The 17,461-nt window shown below is 46.6% G+C and carries 15 protein-coding genes; 6 read left to right on the plus strand and 9 right to left on the minus strand.

From position 1 onward, the window contains the following. The 5 genes from NP596_RS13445 to NP596_RS13465 all read left to right on the plus strand — a co-directional run. Positions 1–420 (plus strand): transketolase C-terminal domain-containing protein (locus tag NP596_RS13445; protein WP_305891775.1); only part of this gene is annotated, 420 nt, incomplete at its 5' end. A 624-nt stretch (positions 421–1,044) separates the two neighbouring features. Then, on the plus strand, positions 1,045–2,934 hold the full coding sequence (gene parE / locus NP596_RS13450) for a DNA topoisomerase IV subunit B (protein ID WP_256615894.1): 1,890 nt from the start codon (positions 1,045–1,047) through the stop codon (positions 2,932–2,934). A gap of 60 nt (positions 2,935–2,994) precedes the next feature. Beyond that, positions 2,995–3,834: a CvfB family protein gene (locus NP596_RS13455; RefSeq protein WP_256615895.1), complete on the plus strand. Its 840-nt coding sequence runs from the start codon at positions 2,995–2,997 to the stop codon at positions 3,832–3,834. A 703-nt stretch (positions 3,835–4,537) separates the two neighbouring features. Beyond that, the gene (locus tag NP596_RS13460) at positions 4,538–5,104 is read left to right on the plus strand and encodes a hypothetical protein (protein WP_256615896.1); all 567 of its coding nucleotides are present in this window, start codon (positions 4,538–4,540) and stop codon (positions 5,102–5,104) included. A 40-nt stretch (positions 5,105–5,144) separates the two neighbouring features. Next, positions 5,145–5,867: a polysaccharide deacetylase family protein gene (locus tag NP596_RS13465; protein WP_256615897.1), complete on the plus strand. Its 723-nt coding sequence runs from the start codon at positions 5,145–5,147 to the stop codon at positions 5,865–5,867. A gap of 164 nt (positions 5,868–6,031) precedes the next feature. Here the strand turns inward: NP596_RS13465 and NP596_RS13470 are convergent, their stop codons facing one another. The 9 genes from NP596_RS13470 to NP596_RS13510 all read right to left on the minus strand — a co-directional run bounded on the left by NP596_RS13470 (position 6,032) and on the right by NP596_RS13510 (position 15,684). Then, entirely contained in the window at positions 6,032–6,868 is an 837-nt protein-coding gene (locus tag NP596_RS13470; protein ID WP_256615898.1) for a phosphotransferase family protein, read from the minus strand. Positions 6,869–7,123: 255 nt separating this feature from the next. Continuing rightward, on the minus strand, positions 7,124–8,323 hold the full coding sequence (locus tag NP596_RS13475) for a glycosyltransferase family protein (protein WP_256615899.1): 1,200 nt from the start codon (positions 8,321–8,323) through the stop codon (positions 7,124–7,126). Further along, the gene (locus tag NP596_RS13480; protein ID WP_256615900.1) at positions 8,307–9,239 is read right to left on the minus strand and encodes a 2-hydroxyacid dehydrogenase; all 933 of its coding nucleotides are present in this window, start codon (positions 9,237–9,239) and stop codon (positions 8,307–8,309) included. The genes NP596_RS13475 and NP596_RS13480 overlap by 17 nt, the downstream gene beginning before the upstream one ends. Before the next feature lie 2 nt (positions 9,240–9,241). Beyond that, entirely contained in the window at positions 9,242–10,732 is a 1,491-nt protein-coding gene (locus NP596_RS13485; protein WP_256615901.1) for a Gfo/Idh/MocA family oxidoreductase, read from the minus strand. Between the two features lie 113 nt (positions 10,733–10,845). Next, positions 10,846–11,703 carry a TauD/TfdA dioxygenase family protein gene (locus NP596_RS13490; protein WP_256615902.1) on the minus strand — a complete coding sequence of 286 codons (858 nt, stop codon included), beginning with the start codon at positions 11,701–11,703 and terminating at the stop codon, positions 10,846–10,848. A gap of 207 nt (positions 11,704–11,910) precedes the next feature. Then, entirely contained in the window at positions 11,911–12,759 is an 849-nt protein-coding gene (locus NP596_RS13495) for a hypothetical protein (protein WP_256615903.1), read from the minus strand. 180 nt (positions 12,760–12,939) lie between these two features. Next, entirely contained in the window at positions 12,940–14,187 is a 1,248-nt protein-coding gene (locus NP596_RS13500; protein WP_256615904.1) for a hypothetical protein, read from the minus strand. 97 nt (positions 14,188–14,284) lie between these two features. After that, a complete protein-coding gene (locus tag NP596_RS13505) occupies positions 14,285–14,413 on the minus strand; it encodes a hypothetical protein (RefSeq protein WP_256615905.1) in 129 nt (42 codons plus the stop codon). Between the two features lie 1,031 nt (positions 14,414–15,444). Continuing rightward, entirely contained in the window at positions 15,445–15,684 is a 240-nt protein-coding gene (locus NP596_RS13510; RefSeq protein WP_256615906.1) for a hypothetical protein, read from the minus strand. Positions 15,685–16,394: 710 nt separating this feature from the next. Here NP596_RS13510 and NP596_RS13515 point away from each other — a divergent pair. After that, positions 16,395–17,120, plus strand: coding sequence for a hypothetical protein (locus NP596_RS13515; protein ID WP_256615907.1), 726 nt, complete (start codon positions 16,395–16,397; stop codon positions 17,118–17,120). Positions 17,121–17,461: the final 341 nt, after the last annotated feature.

The raw sequence follows: 17,461 nt of genomic DNA on the forward strand, positions 1-17,461 counted from the left end.
GGCGCCAGCGTCGAATCCGGCTTGACCGCGCTGGAGATCGGCAAAGCCGAGATTCGCCATCAGGGCGGCCGCATCGCCATACTGGCCTGGGGCAGCATGGTGGCGCCGGCAGTGGAAGCCGGCAAGCAACTGGGCGCTACGGTGGTGAACATGCGCTTTGTGAAGCCGTTTGACGAGGCCTTGGTACTGGAACTGGCCAAAAGCCACGACAGCTTCGTCACAGTGGAAGAAAACGTCATCGCCGGCGGCGCCGGCAGCGCGATTAACGAATTCCTGCAAGCGCAGCGGATTCTGATGCCTATCCTCAACATCGGCCTACCCGACCGCTTCGTCGAGCAAGGCAGCCGCGAGGAACTGCTCAGCCTGTGCGGCCTGGATGCCAAGGGCATTTTGGCGAGTATTCAGGCGTTTTGCGCCTGATCTTCGGAAGCGGTTCGGTGTAAAAGCGGGTTAAAGCCGACTACACCGAACCGTGCGTTAGGCGATCCGACGAGTCTGTTTAAGTTCAAACAGACTCGTCTTAACGTTTAGACGCCAGCCAACCCAACTGAGCTTTGCAGGTACCATTACATTTTCCAGGCGACCCATTTACCCATATACTACGCCATGGTTTTGCCGGCCGTTTCATGATGGGCGGCGGTAATTTAACAGTCCTACAGGAAGTGCCGGGCCATGGCAGTATTACCCGCATCATGCGATGCGCCCACTTAAACCCGTCATTGCCGGAAATCGCCGGAATCCAAAATCCTGTTGCTTCGATGGACGTTTTTAGGACAAGCGGCAATAAATAATGCCGTATTTTTATTTAATACCGGTGCATTAACCTAAAGAAAGCGGTTCAACCGCAACGAACACCGAGAACGCGAGCAAAAAATCAAGCTGTTAGACCCATAATCGCCACGATTTCCAGTCGCCGAATAGGTGATGCGAAAATTGGGGGCATGGGTTGAAATACTTCGTGTCTTTCGTGGTTTAAATACCGAATTTAGGATTAAGCAAGCGCCTGGCATTTTATTATCAATTTACAGCCAATGATGAGTAACGATGAGTAACGAATACAATGCGGCGGCGATCGAGGTCCTGAGCGGTCTCGATCCGGTACGCAAGCGCCCGGGGATGTACACCGACACCACCCGCCCCAACCATTTGGTTCAGGAAGTGGTGGACAACAGCGTCGACGAGGCCTTGGCCGGCCACGCCGACAGTATAGACGTGACTTTATACAAAGACGGTTCGGTGCGGGTGGTGGATAACGGCCGCGGCATGCCGGTGGACATGCATCCCGAGCAGGGCATACCCGGCGTGGAAGTGATCCTGACTCAATTGCATGCCGGCGGCAAGTTTTCCAACAAAAATTATCAATTTTCCGGCGGTCTGCACGGTGTCGGGGTGTCGGTGGTGAACGCACTTTCCGAAAAGCTGCTGGTGGAAATCAAGCGCGGCGGCGGTGTTTATCAAATGGAGTTTGCCGGCGGCGATAAGGTCAGCGAATTGGCGCAAACGGGCACGGTGGGCAAAAATAACACCGGTACCAGCGTACAGTTTTGGCCGGACGGCAAATATTTCGATTCGAACCGGGTGTCGGTATCCAAGCTCAAGCACGTGTTGCGGGCCAAGGCCGTACTGTGTCCGGGTTTGAAAATCAGCTTGAAGTCCGAACTTAGCGATGAGCAATTCGAGTGGTGTTATCAGAACGGCTTGCGGGAATATTTGCTGGACAGAGTCGGCGATGCGGAGATTTTTCCGCAGCCGCCGTTCATGGCGAATATGGCGGCCAGCAACGAGGCGGTGGAATGGGGCATAGTCTGGACGCCGGACAGTCTGCCGGAAACCATTGCCGAAAGTTATGTGAATCTGGTGCCGACCGCCCAGGGCGGTACCCACGTCAACGGCCTGCGGGCCGGCTTGACCGAAGCGATGCGGGAGTTTTGCGATATCCGCAACCTGCTGCCGCGCGGGGTCAAAATAGCCCCGGAAGATGTTTGGGAAAGCTGCCACTTCGTGTTGTCGGTTAAACTGGAAGACCCGCAATTCTCCGGGCAAACCAAGGAGCGCTTGAGTTCGCGCGAATGCGTGACCTTCGTTTCCGGCGTCGCCAAGGATACCTTCAGCCTGTGGTTGAACCAGCATCCGCAGGAAGGCGAAAAAATCGCCGAGATTATCCTGGCCAGCGCGCAAAAACGCTTGAAAGCCGGCAAAAAAATCGTTCGTAAAAAAATCACCAGCGGCCCGGCCTTGCCAGGCAAGCTGGCGGATTGTTCGGGGCAGGATCTCGGCCGCACCGAACTGTTTCTGGTGGAAGGCGATTCGGCCGGCGGTTCCGCCAAGCAGGCCAGAGACCGCGAATTTCAGGCCATCATGCCGTTACGCGGCAAGATTTTGAACACCTGGGAAGTTGATTCCGGTGAGGTGATGGCTTCCCAGGAAGTGCATGACATCGCGGTGGCGCTGGGTATAGAGCCGGACAGCAACGATCTGCAAAACCTGCGCTACGGCAAGATCTGCATCTTGGCCGATGCCGACTCGGATGGTAATCATATCGCCACACTGATTTGCGCGTTGTTTTACAGGCATTTCAAGGCCTTGGTCAAGGCCGGTCACGTGTTCGTCGCCATGCCGCCGTTGTACCGGGTCGATGTCGGCAAGAAAGTATTTTATGCCTTGGACGAATCGGAACGCCTGGGTGTGCTGGCGCGGATAGAAGCCGAAAAACTCACCGGCAAGATCAATATTCAACGCTTCAAGGGTTTGGGCGAAATGAACCCCTCGCAATTGCGCGAAACCACCATGAATCCCGACACCCGGCGTTTGGTGCAGCTGACTATTGCCGAAAACGACGAGACCTTCGAGCGCATGGATTTATTGCTGGCCAAAAAACGCGCCGGCGACCGCAAGACATGGCTGGAAGACAAGGGCAATTTGGCGGAAGTTTAACGGCACGGCAGCACTGTTAAACCTCTCGCCACGACGCATTCATTTTTACAACGGAATATCATGATCGAACTCGGCAAACTCAACACGCTGACCATCAGCAATCAACGCGACCATCAGCTGTATCTGGATGGCGGCGAACTGGGCGAAATTGCGCTTATCGATAAGGATGTTAAAGGGCAAATAGGGGACAGTTTGCAAGTGTTTGTGTATATCGACGGCAAAAATCAGACCATCGCGACGACCCAAATGCCCAAGGCCCAGGCCGATGAGGTGGCGTGGTTGAAAATAGTCTCGTTGAGCCATGCCGGGGCATTTCTGGATTGGGGCTTGCCCAAGGATTTGCTGCTGCCGTTTAGCGAACAAAAAGGCAAAATGGTGGAAGGGCGCAATGTGTTGGTGCGTTTGTTTCTGGATGAACATAACCGCATCGCCGCCTCAATGTTGCTGGACGATTTTATTCAGGACGAAGCGTTTTATTACAAGGACGGGCAGGCGGTGACGCTGATCATTGCCGAGGAAACCGAGCTAGGTTTTAAAGCCGTGGTGGATCATAAATATTGGGGGGTTTTGTATAAAAACGAAATTTTCCAACCCCTGCAGCGGGGGCAGGTATTGAGCGGATTTATCAAAAAAGTACGTCCGGACCGCAAGCTGGATTTGATTTTGAGCCAGGAAAAATACGGTCAAAAAGTCGACGGCACGGCCGAGAAAATTTTGGCCGTGCTGGAAAAGCACGGCGGTTACATCGGTTTGACGGACAAGAGTCCGCCGGAGATGATTTACGACACCTTTGCCGTGAGCAAAAAAGTGTTCAAACAAGCGATCGGCGGTTTGTATAAGCAACGCCGGATTGCGATTGAAGACAAAGGTATCCGGTTGGTGGACAAAGCAGCCGGGTAGTGGCGGATTTTTGAGCGCATAAAATAGGGGATATTCGGAAGCCGATGTTGATTGCAAATATTACAACCGCGTCGTAGTAAAGCTTCATTACAATCCATTCATAAATCGGAGCTTGATGCTGGAGAGGCGAGGGTAACTTGAAAGCTTTGACTTGCTTTGCCGCTCAATCTGTCGGGTCGGACAGCGGTCATTGGAAAATTGAACGCCGATCGTTGGTTATCGACCCGTTCCTGCCGGTCGCGTTTCTCCAAACCGGCCAGTCAGCCAAATTCAGATTCTGCGAATTGGAGGGCTACAAAGCGGCCATTGGCGACCTCCCCCGAGCGAGTACATCAAAGTGCATTACCGTTACAATCGAAAATGACTTCATTCCAAGTTAGGCTATCTATCTTTTGAGACCTTTGAACTTAAACAAGTTTCTTAGCAGTCTGTCTGTGATACGCCCGTTAGGTCATATGGGTGAACAACCCGAGATCTGACTATGCGCGTTGTGTTGAGCCATTGTAGGAATAATTCGACAAATAGCTTGTGTTAATAGAGAAAATGTCGGCTGATAAAAGTCGGTTACAATCGGAGCTATGGCGGAAGAGTCGCCAGTCGACAAGGCGTATGATGATTTAATGCCACAGCGCTAGAAATTAAATGGATTAATGGATGAAAGAGAACGTTTGAGGTAGATTTGGAATACATACTACGCCCAGAAATGACCGATGCTGAGATTGAACTTTTTGGACGCATTATTCAAGGAAAGAAAACCCTTCTTGAATTCGGATGTGGGGGTAGCACCGTGTTTACGGCGATGAGAAAAATCCCGAACATAGTATCCGTTGACTCAGATCACGCCTGGATAGACAAGGTCTCGGAAGTAGATTGCATAAAATCCCTTTTGGGGACAGGTAATATCAAGTTTTTTCATGTGGATATTGGTGAAACGACGGAATGGGGCTACCCGAAAAATGACAGCAGGATCAGGGAATGGTATAAATATTGGTTGGAAATATGGAAAAAAATAAACCCTGAAGATGTGGACTGTATGTTAGTTGATGGGCGATTCAGGGTTGCCTGCGTCTTATTTGGGATTAGCAAGCTGGCGTCTGGGGTACCTATAATTGTTCATGATTTCTGGAGGCGTCCGCATTACCACGTGATCACGAAATATTTATCTTGTATTGCTTCCGTTGATAATCTGGCAGTTTTTATAACTAACCAGAACTTGGTTCGCAATGAAATGTTCGAAGATTTAATACATTATTCGTTCGATCCCCGCTGAACTTCTTGTCAACAAAGCTATTTTTTCCCGCATGTAAATCATGACAAAATCCAAATCGGAATTTGGAATTTCAATTTTGTTATACCATCAAGTAGGAAGTATCCCACCGGAGAACTGCAATCTCGATTGCTTTTGCAGCATCGAGCAATTTATTGCCCAAATGAACTACCTAAAAAACGCATCCTACGAAGTCATTTCGCTGAGCGAAGCTTGTAAGTTGAGATTAGGAAATGTTAAACCAATCAGGCCCTCAGTCATTCTCACGTTCGATGATGGCGACATTGGGTTTCACGATTTCGTTTTACCAGTTCTTCAGGAAATGTGCTTTCCCTCAGTGCTGTTTGCCGTCTCGGGCAAACTTGGCCAACAGACCGAATGGGTAAAAGCCCCAAAGGCAAGAGTACCCATAATGACCGAAAGTCAATTACGCGTAGCTCATGCCGCAAAAGTCGAAATTGGTTCACATTCAGTTTCTCACCGCAAGCTAACCAATTTATGTAGAGAAGATGTATTGCGAGAGGTGTATGACAGCAAGTCTTATTTGGAAGACGTTATAGGGGAAGAGGTAACGTCATTTTCGTATCCTCATGGTGATTTCGATCGGGAAATTATTGATCTGGTATCAGCCGCCGGTTATAAATGTTCCGTGACATGTGTGCCAGGCCTTGCTAATAAAGCAGTGAGTAATTTTGAATTGCCTCGAAACTATATAACCTATCATGATGACCTTGATCATTTCATAGGCAAAATCGGCCTGACATAAGGTTGATGACCCTGAGGCAATCGCTACTATCCATTGTTTCGGTTTTCTATGCGTAGAAAGAATCACAATAAGGTAAGTTGCATCGGATAGTCCCTCGTTTTTCAGTGATAAATTGGTCAAGTATCATTTGGTCTCCTGGACTGGACAGTGTCCGCTCGAATCTCTTAATAGGATGCCGCCGATATTCTGGCAAGCACATTAATGAAAAAATCCCGTTTGTTGTAATCTCCGACCTCATGAGCGCGCATGGCCTTGTGGGCAGAAATAATACACATATAATGACTCACTTTGTCCATTTCATAATGCCCGACATATTGATCTAATGCATAGCGAAGATAAATCGGATTGACATAAACACCGAAATACGCAAGATCATACTCCGGTGGCCCCACAAATGAATTGCCGGGGTCGATAACACCAACAATTTTGCCTTTGAGTGTAAATAAATGATCAGGCCCCAGATCACCATGGTTCAATACACTTTCAAATCGGTGCGTCACAACATCCTCAGCCACCTTGTTCAGATATTCTGTGTATCTAATGTCTATGACATCATCAGACAGTCGCTGTATGGTGTTGGGAATATCATGCAATCTAAATAAAAAATCCTCCCAACAATCGAATCGTTCGGAAAAATCTGTCGCAAAAGCTCCGAATCCATAAGACGTGCTAGCCAAGCGAATGCTATGTATTTTGCCAAGTATTTTCCCGATCATTCCATAGACATCTTTTTCGTACTGCTTGCGGAGCCTTATGTTCGTTAGCGCCTCCCCGGCTATCCGCGATATAACCAGGCACGGTATACTCAGGGAGGACAGGCTCTCGCAATAGAACATAACCGAAGGAACGGGCACACCAAGATATGATAATTTTTCATACACCCATATTTCTGCAGGATAACTGTTTCTCCCTCGGGTCGTTTTTATGACGATATCTTCATTTTCAAGCTTGGAATAATAGGCTTGACTGAATTTCCCCATGTCCGCAACGGGAACAGGCATCGCAAGTCTCTTCTTAAAAATCTTCTCGAGACATTCTTTCAGAATGCTCGGACAAAGTTCACCGTCATTACAGCTTGGTATCATTCAAGTTCTTGAGTCAGTCTTGTATGTGGATTTTGTATAGAACGCATATTGGGGAGGGGACACTAGAACGAAGCTGTTGGGGGGGCAGATCATATGAGTCAGGCAGTGGTTACCATCACTTGATTTTTGGTACAGGAACAATTGTTCCCTAGGAACCAGTGACGAAAACAATCATGCATTTCCAAAAAGCGACGTGATCATATTGCAGGATTCTTCCGCGCCGTTCATGCGTATCTTGTGGCTTGTTGGTCTCTTTTTAGCTAGGACCGCTAGAACTCGAGCTGAGATGGATTCTGGAGCCAATTCATCTGAACCGAAAGACTCAACGAAACCGGCCTTTTGAAACAGTTGTATTCGACATTCCTGCTCTTGGTTATTCCCATAAAATTTCCTTTGATAGGTCAACACAGGAACTTCGGCGGAAACAGCTTCGATAACGGAATTATATCCTCCCATGCAAATTGCAAGCGATGCGTTCGCCAATGCATCTTGGTAACGAAGCCGATTGAAATCCAGAATTGTTACAGAGGAGAGAGAGTTTTCATCTGCATAAGACTGCAAGTCATCCTTTATTTGTTGGAAAGCGCCGACAAATATCATCAGGCTATGCTCCCAATGCTCAAATATGCTGCGATGAGACTTTAGTATTGAATCTAGCATTTCTCCTCCTAGTCGTCCACCGCCTACAGAAGCCACAACCCTGGGAATATCCAATTTTTGGGGTTTTTGGCCTATAGTCTGGACAACATATCCAGTATGCAATACTGGAACTTGAATGTGCGACAATTTTGGAAAGCTAACCGAAAATGGCACTATATTTTCATCACCATGAACCATAACGAGATTATAGTATCGATTCAGCAATCTACATATATGGTCATCATGCATTCCGCCATTTTTCGATTCAATTACATCCCTAACGCTGCTAACGATCTTACTATGGGGATTGAAAATTTTAACCCGTTCAATTAACCTGATTACCTCCGATTCGAAAAGCAGCCCAAAAGGAAAATGTTCTGTGATTAATACATCCGGCATGATTCTCCGAACTGTACATTCCAGGATTACATCTCTTTCCGCGAAACATTGCTCCAAACTTTTTATTGGATCCACAGATCTTAATTCTTCAGCAGTTTCCTCCTTGTAAATCGCAGGCATTTGGATCCAGTCTACTCCGAATGGCAAATCATAATTGGGTACAGCTTCGCCGCCATTTACGACCGATACTTCGAAATGCATACTTAGGCTACGTGCCAATTCTATAGTACGGACGAAGTGTCCAATACCGAATACGTACTGACAATGTATCAGGACGCGGCGCTTGAGACACCAGTCTTCATTTGCCGATAGGGGCTTAGTATTGAGTGACATGATTAATGACCCCATTAAGTGTTCTACCATTCATATGATCATAAATAACTTCCGCAGCATGAGTGGCTTGCCATTCAGGTCTTAGGCCACCGGCAATGTGCGGTGTTACAGTAATTTTGGGATTCGACCAAAAAGGGTGTTGAACCGACAATGGTTCAGATTCGAACACATCTAGGCAGGCTCCCGAAAGGTGTCCGTCGTCAAGTGCCTGCAACAAATCATTGTCTATTAAATGCCCACCTCGCCCAACATTAATAAGGTAGGCTCCCTCTGGAAGTCGTTCGAAAAATTGTTGGCATAATATTCCGCGTGTTTGATGTGTCAGCGGCAATACGCAGACAACTATGGCGCACTGTCGCGCGAAGTCATGAAGTTCCTTGTCTCCCACATAGACCTCTGTTAAGTTTCTGGAACGGCGCGTTCTTACCCACCCGCAAGTCGCGAAGCCCATCGCAGCCAGCTTTAGGGCAGAGGTTTCACCAATAAGCCCTAGCCCCATAATCCCTACCTTAGGCTTGACGGAAATGTCTGTCAGTCGATGCCATCGGGCTTCCTTCTGGTGTCTTACATAATGATCCCATCTACGAACATGATTGAGTGCCGCCATGACGACATAGTCGGATACCCGCTCCCTGATATATTGATCTACTAGTCTGACAACTGGAACCGATCTTGGAATAGAAATGCTTTCTATAACGGAATCCACTCCGCTGCCACAAACAAGCAGCAGGCGCAGATTCGGAAGCATCGCAGGAAAATCATTCAACTCCTGCCAGATGACGGCCACTTCTACGGATTCGAGCGAAGGACAGTCTGGCCAAACAAACACTTCAAAGTTGACGGTGAGTGTTGAAAGTGTGTCACGGAATATAATTGCATCCGGTACGTTTGGGTGCAGGAGAATACTTCTGGACATGATTAGACTCGAGGCCTTCCATATGGCATGCGCACGACGCAGTCAGAATTTTCCTTGCGAAGAATGTGAGAATGGTAAACCCCGCTCATTATTTGGACTGTGACCAGATGATCCTCAATCTGAGAGCTAAGGTTTCGCTTGCTGCCGCTACCATTGAGATAGTTTATAAATTCTCTGACAACCCGATGCTTGACGGTTTCCGTCACAAGGGTGGAGCGAACAGATTCGGCTTCGGACGCAAGAATGTCGCTCATCCCATAGACTTTAAGGGAACCATCCGATCCAGACAGCAGCGGATTCCGGAAAACAAAAACGTCAAAGTGATTGTTACCCCCTAGATCACCCTCCAATCCACTCATTTGATCATGTACATCATTGGACTGGTAAGAATGGATCTGAATATTCTGGAAAGGCCCCTGCTGAATACTAAAATGCTCGTGCTTCACGCGCCCGTTTCCCTTATACAAATCGTTTCCTGGACGAAGCCATGTGCGTCGCGCGAAACCATTATGAACTAGATTGACACTCAAATTTGCTATTGCGACATCGTCTTTTTTCATTGTAATGATCGAAGAGAGATCTATTTCCCCAAAATCCTCACACATTTGCTGCAATTGATCATCAGACCATTTTTTTACTTCGTTGTATCCAGCACCGAAGGTTGAAACATAATCTGCCTCAGTGTATTGCTTGATAAAACCAGCGGGTTGTACAAACGAACTCACAACTTCCATCGTATCAGCTATTTTCGACTCAACTCCTGGCGCTGTATAAAAGCGATAGAGCATATCGAATATACTGTAGCCACTGTGGGATGCTTTGCCATAGCCTAAGCAATACGGATGGTATTCTTGCGTTACGATTTCACTTGGGAAGCGCCACTGCCCATCACAATGGTAGGCCTGCATGTACGTAACCGGACAGTTCGTCCTGTGACCGATTTCTTTGAGCAGGTTTTCTACAAATTTGAAACCGGGATGAAATCGTCTCTGTGAGTTGACCAGAAACACAGTTTCTTTTTTCTTCTGTACTCTGCTGTACAAATTAAATAATTTAATGTAGTCGTCGAGAATGCCCTTGGCATTAGAGAGATTGGAAACAACATCAGCCCTAGTTGTTATAGGCTTGTCCATCAAAATACTCAGTTCGTTGCGTAGTGCCCACTCTGCGTAGACATGGTGAACGAGAGGTTCCGTAGAGATAAGTACTCCATCAACGCATTGACATTGGGCAAATGATGAAAGCCGCTTGCTCAATTCGTCTGGTATGGAATACTGGAAAGGATCCAAGAACCACATTTCCGTTTCGAAGCCCATTTTGGCAACGACGGACCGAACATCGTCTTCCTTTTTCTTCACGTCAATGATAAGGCAGAGCTCGACAAGTCCCTCCTCTCTCAATTTTAAAAGTGCAGGTAGATAAATACGCTTGGCGTGAGGGCCGCATCCAATGAGGATGATCTTTGCTTTCTTTCTAGCTACGGTTTTTGTCATTGATACAATGCTTCCTTTTAATGCAAACGAACTGGCGCTACTGCGTTATAAAATATTGATGAAACGCTCTCACTGGTACCCGGCTTTTTCCGCAATCCGAACCGCTATAGACATCAGAATGGTGCCCCCCCCGCAATACTGACCCGTTTGAGGATTCTGCGTACATTCTCGTTGAAGGGCGGACGATAATGAATGGTCGCCTGATTGTCCCAGAATACAATATCCCCATTTTGCCAAACATGTTTGTAGACAGCGTCCAAGGACTGAAGGTGATTGTGAAGCTTGGCAATCAGCGCAACACCAGTTTCGTAGGCAATTCCTGGCAACTCCACCTCGTAAGCGGCATTTAGATACAGCACTTTTTCCCCGGTTTCGGAATGAGTTCGGACAAGAGGATGAGGGTAAAACGGGCCAGGAGGAGTTTCGATGCGGCGATCGACGTATGTTGCCGACACCGAACCAAACGGACGAAAAAAAGGGTTGTAAGTGATTAGATTTAATCCTTTTATTGTTTCCTTCATGTCCTCGTCAAGTAAGGCATAGGCTTGAACCATATCAGTCCAGATTGTGGGGGCTGCATTGGAAGAAACGTCCACAGCGTACAATATTGAGGCTGATGATGGAAATTGCAACCATTGGTGGTCCGAGTGCGGTAACACCTCTTGATTACCCAAATAGGCATTTCGATATTCGTCTGCCCGGTTTCCCACTATAACCAGATGCGAGCCACCTTCAGCGCTGCCCAGGACGGGATTGCTATTATCTGGAATGAATGGTGGACCAAACTGAAATGCAAAGTCTGTCAGGTGTGTATCGGAGATCAGCTGATTACGCAAAATTACCACACGATACCGGTGCAATAGTTTGCGCATCTGGTCGATTTGTTGATGAGTCAGTCCTGCAGCGATATTTACATTATTGACCGTGACGCCGACGCCATTGTGGTTTTTCGTGAAATTCAGAATTGTCATTTATGGAATCGATGTAAAGCTAATGGGGCGCTAAATAATTCGTGGCACTATATGATAAACACCATCATGGTGTATCAAAGCCTGGTGAAGGGATTCAGTATTCAGGGTCGTGGCATGCCCAGTATCATTAATCGTTCGCCTTTATTCGCCGATGCGCCTTGTTTCGTTATCTCGCCAGTTTGCGGGAACTCCTTCGGTCAGAAAGCCTCACATTTTTATAATTTTATCATTGGGATGGGGCTGAATTCTGTGCATGGGGATGACTTTCAATGGATTGGTCAGATAACACGAGTCAGCACAGAGGTTTTCGAAAAACTCTCTAGGCAGCGTCTGTTTCCAGTTCGCGACTGTTTCTTTCACATTGGGATTGTTCACTGACCAACCCGCCGCAATGAGAAGGTTGTGCACGTGCGCGTCATTGAGGTTATGCATGATGGACCAACTATTGCAGCAGGGATAAATCACTGGGGGAATATAAGTCATGGTGGCCAACAGATGATTACATTTTAAGCCCTGCTCCACGCTACCCTGGCCGTGCTTGATCAGGGTTTCCATGTTTCTGTGATCGATAACCCGATCTACCACAACCTTGCCATGATAGTTTCGCGCTAGATACTCACAGGCAGTATCAATAGCCTGTTGGTTCACTCCATGAGTAGTTAGGTAAATACATGACAACTTTGAGAGGGTATTGTCAGGTATTCCAACTACATTGTAGCCGTTAGTTCTCATGCCTACTTTTCTTCCGTAAGCGCTGAGTACTTCAACGTAGCGTGTAATACGTTTCATCGGAAGTATGGTAATCTCGCCTCCTTGGAGGAGATGTAGATTTTCTTCGCCCACGCCAACAAACGCCTCGCAAAATTTTTCAATATCATGACTTTCTGCGACGAATGGTGCCTGACGGAAAATATTGGGACTGCTTTTAGAAATGGGTAAATGACATCCGACATCACAATGATCGCAATGAAGATTACACTTATTCGTAGCATTTATCCGCACGACGACTTCGTTTTGGGTTCCGAAAAAGTCTTGATACGTCTGTTTTATTGACATCTATTGCCCATTTATGATGTAAGAAGGATGATATACCATACCAGTTGGAGGTAAGACAAAACCCACAAACATAGATGGTTACCAGTTTAATCAGAAATTAAATTGAATCTTGACTCTCTTAAAGTGGGGAGCACAGGATTAGGAAAAAATTGAATGCCCACCAATCAATGCAAACCGATATTATTTGCAACTGATTGAACTGGGTTTTACCTCGTTTAACCGATGGTGCAACGAAACGACGTTGTAATAAAACATGTCATCATTTTCAGGTGGGGGGGCCACTTTTGCAATGTCAAGCATTGTGTAATAGAACAGAACCTTATTCTTGATCTCTTTCGCGAAGCGGTTGTGATGCTCATACAGCCCCCGACCATTTATGGAAAACCCTCGCTCGCGAAGAAGGGTTGAAATGTCATCGGTGATCGTCCCTTTATTATTGATCTCAACATAGATGGGCCTGTCTGGGTAAGTATGTGACTTCCTCATCTCCACAATAAATCCACCTAGCGTCCCTAGCCAACTAGCCTGAGTACCCTGCCAAAGGCGGATGCGATGAAAATAATGACTGACTTGAGCATAAAAATACGTGACATATGCTGAATCCAATCGTCTGTTGATAACAAACGTGAGCCAGCTTTTTCGAAGCGATTCGGTATAAGTTAGTTTCTCAAATTGATGCTTATTCTTCAGCAACTGTTCCGTCACAGTTTCCGGTAGCTTTTCAGTTTTGCCTTTAATCATAATTTCGGCCATGTTTGGCACACCGCATGTTCTACCAATATGCCCCCGGAGCATTTCGAATTCACATAGCAGTCCTATTCGTGTGATAACCAGCTCCGGTAGCGGAGTAGTAAGCTTTTTCGACTGATATTTGGCACAACGAATTACCTGCAATTCCGCCAGCCAAGTAAAGAAATCAAGTGGAGCTTTCTTGTATTCATACGCCATGCAGCGTTCAGCAAGTCGATATCGAACCAATGCAGGTGCATCGCAGAACTGTTCCTGTAGGCTGATTGCGATCTCAGCCGCAAGGTTTATAGACTCGCCATGAGCCATCCTACCTACCGCAATAACATAACCTGCAAAGAAATTCCTTCGATGCTCATCAATTCGATGCGCTGTGTCTGCTTCTATTCCTGCAGGGTGTTCGCCAGCAATATCGAGATCTAATGTTCTGAGTTTCTCTTTGAATTTCTCCATGTCATCGGCTAAGAAAATTTCTAAAAGACACAAAACACAATGCTTCATGTATTCTGCTTCTGAACCTACTGCTCCAGTTTCGCTGACGGAATGGCTAACGTAATCAACAATTCGTTTTAGCCATTCCCGATCAGTTTGGCTATAAACAGAGAAAACCAGGACTTGGTTGAAATATAACCAATCAAGAATATCGAGAATAGCTATCTGGTGGGAGGGGGTGCGACCCATATATTGCCTCAGTGCAGAAAGAAAGGGCGGCGCAATTCGCCGCCCATAAAGGTTAATCAGTCAACAATTTCTAAGCGCCATAAACTAAACTTATTGTTTAATCGTCTTCATCGGTGGAGCTATCCATCTCATTTTGAGTTTTATAGTATTCATCTTCGAGATTATCCTTCTCTTCTTGAAATTGCTCCTCATCAGTCATATCTTCTTGGCTCTTTTCTTTTGTCATGATAACAATCTCCTTTTCGTCACGATAAATGAATGTTAAACGCTACGTGACCTTGCGCTCAACTATGCGTTCAACGGCTTGCCCCGGTGCAACGATTTGTTAGCTTTCAGGTGTATTTATAATCTACGTTCGTCTGCTCGAATATAAGTAGCATAAATTGAATTTGAACGTCGTGTCTTACCAGACTCTGGCGCTATTAGGTTAAGCCACACTTCGCCTTTCGAATTCATTGGTTCTATTGATATTATTCTCCAAACACACGCAAAATTTGTATGACTTAAGTGAATCAACATTCCCATATGCAGTTGTCCTACAGGAATGGATTGACCTACATTGTGACGATTTTTGTAAAATCCACTTGCCATGCGATAACCTTTTTCTGTGTAGATAATAATAATTAAACAATTTCGGTATATCTCCCGACTAAATGTAGCGGCTCTCATATGAAAACGGTCGGCGTCGCATTTGTCGCTGATTGCTGAGTAATCGCTGATTCCAGCTCAAATTAAATGCAGATGAAGATCGATAGGTGCCGCGCGAAACAAGGCGCATCACTCGCCCCGCGACCGATTTGCTTTCATAACGTCTGCACATCTATTGCGCACCTTATCGTGTTATTAGTTATCTAGTTCGAGAATAAGTGCTTTGTTTTCGGATTGTTACAGGCACACCATTTACTCTGATCATGAAACATCTCCAATATAGTTATGGCCATATTCCACGCCTGCACAAAGACGGCGAAGGGCGCGCTCCAGATTCTTGAGGCCCCGCCAGTCACTTCCAGAAGTGGGGGCAACGATGAATCGGCCGGTGTCGGGGTTACTAATTCGAAAATGCCGTTTAGTTTTCGAAATAGTCAACTGTGCATACTTACGTAGCAGTTGGCGAAGCTCTTTGTCAGGGATCGATGTCTTCATATCTTTGCGAACCCTTCAAGAATATCGAGAATAGCTATCTGGTGTGGAGTTTTGCGACCCATATATTGCCTCAGTGCAGAAAGAAAAGGCGGCGCATTTCGCCGCCCATAAAGGTTAATCAGTCAACAATTTCCAAGCGCCATAAACTACACCTGCAACGGCAAGTGGAGCAGCGGCAACCACAACAACACCGGCCCCCATCCCCCCCCCTACAAGACTGCCTGCTGTAGCCAATATAGTTGTCATTTCAGCTGCACTAGCACCTGTTACGAGCGCACCTATTCCGGTGGTTGTGGCAGCTCCAGCAGTAACACCCGCAATTTTTGCATTATCATCAGTCGTGTCGTAACTCATAAGAATCTCCAAAAGATCGCCTCTCTTGCTGGCGTCTTTACACTGGGAAAAGATGGCAAGAACATCGTTGAAGGTGTTCGACAAATTGTAAAAACAACATATCCTTCTCCTTCTGCAACTACGTTGGAACCTGTGAAGCCAAGTCCCGCTCAAGTTGTTGAGGTGTATCATAGTCACTTAACTTAGTGTAGAAAATGGTGAAATAATCCGTACCTTTTTGCACACTGGACATGGAAGAAAAAATCTGTACTTTCGGCGATAACGCACCACTGACCATGAATCGATTTCTCCTGAAAAGGAGTTTTTTTCGCCTTGTAAAAAAGGTATGCTGGCTTTATCGTTTGTCTGAATAAAATCGGAAAACGTTTTCTTGCTGATTTTGGGTTCAATCTAAAGCTAGGACACACGTTTTGTTAACTATGTACGCTGATTTACTGAGCAGATATATGTTGCGGCGTGCAACGCGGCTCTGACCGACCAATCAAAAAACCGTCCGATCAGGCCGCTAAGGGCCAAGGGACCGTCTTCTCTTCAGATACATCGCCGGAGCGGTCAATGAGCGTCCGCTTCCTGAATGCGGCCAGTCGTCACTGAGTGCTGCCACTCCCTTTGCGGTCGTCTATCGCCTTACCTGATTAAATGGCAACAATATGCTTAACATTACAGGTCATTATTACTTGCCATCGATGCTACACAAAAAGGAAAATTACATGTTGAAATCCTGCCCTTTTTGTAAACTTACCGGAAAAAAGGTCAACGCTCACATCATTCCAAAAGCGTTCTTTGAGCATATTTCGGCAGGAGGTTCTGTGCTGAAGCAAAGGGAGCCTGGTCGCCATCCAAAGCGAATGCTCGTCGGGGTTTACGATGATGGAATATGGTGCCGCTCATGTGAGACGGAATATGGCAAATGGGATAACTATGCAATTGACGTTTTGCGGACGCCTCTTGAAAATTTTTCAGATTTCCCCTCTGCGTACGAACTGAAAATAGATAAGCCAATAGAGTTAAAACTGTTCTTTATTGCCTTAATTTGGAGGGCCTCTACATCCAGCAAAAGACTGTTCAATAACGTTTCGATTGGCAGCTTTGCTGATTTGGCAAAGAAGCTTCTGACGTTAGGATCCCCCGGTTCATTAGAGGATTTTTCGACAATCATTTCTTGTTCAGGCAGTGATGAATACTTGATTGCAGAACCAGTAAAGGTTCGTCATTCAGGTATATTGTTTTATCGCTTTTATCTCGGTCGCTTGACTGCTGATATAAAGGTCAGCAGCCAGGCTACACCTAGGCAACTGCAGCCTGCGGTCATTGGGTACAAGGGAACTCTGGTTATCCTTCGTACGAAGAGAGATAACCGACTGGTTGGCTCAGCTTCTAAAGTTGCCAAGCAGCTAACAAATCATTCCACCGGACCTACGCGAAAAGCCGAATAGGTTAGTGAATTTAACCACTAGGCGTAAATTTGCTCGCCGAATACCGGACAGCCGACTGGGTCACAGAATGCCTTAACTATTGAAATTGGAAAGTTACCTCGAACGGCAGGTATTGTTAAGGGTTGTCAGATGCCTGCCCTTCACTGCATGGCTGTGCTTCTGCGACAAATCGCCGAGGGCAGGCGTCGGACAAGCCCCAAGGGAGGAAACCGCGGGCCACGCAGCGGAGAGTTAGGAAGGGTAACCGTCTATGGGGATTTGAGGATGAGTTGGGTCGCTGATGCGGTTAAACATCTCAAGGGCGGATTGCCTGCGTGGAGCCAATATCTCAACTTTACATC

Source organism: Methylomonas rivi (assembly GCF_024505165.1).
In the GTDB taxonomy this organism is placed as follows: Bacteria; Pseudomonadota; Gammaproteobacteria; order Methylococcales; family Methylomonadaceae; genus Methylomonas; species Methylomonas rivi.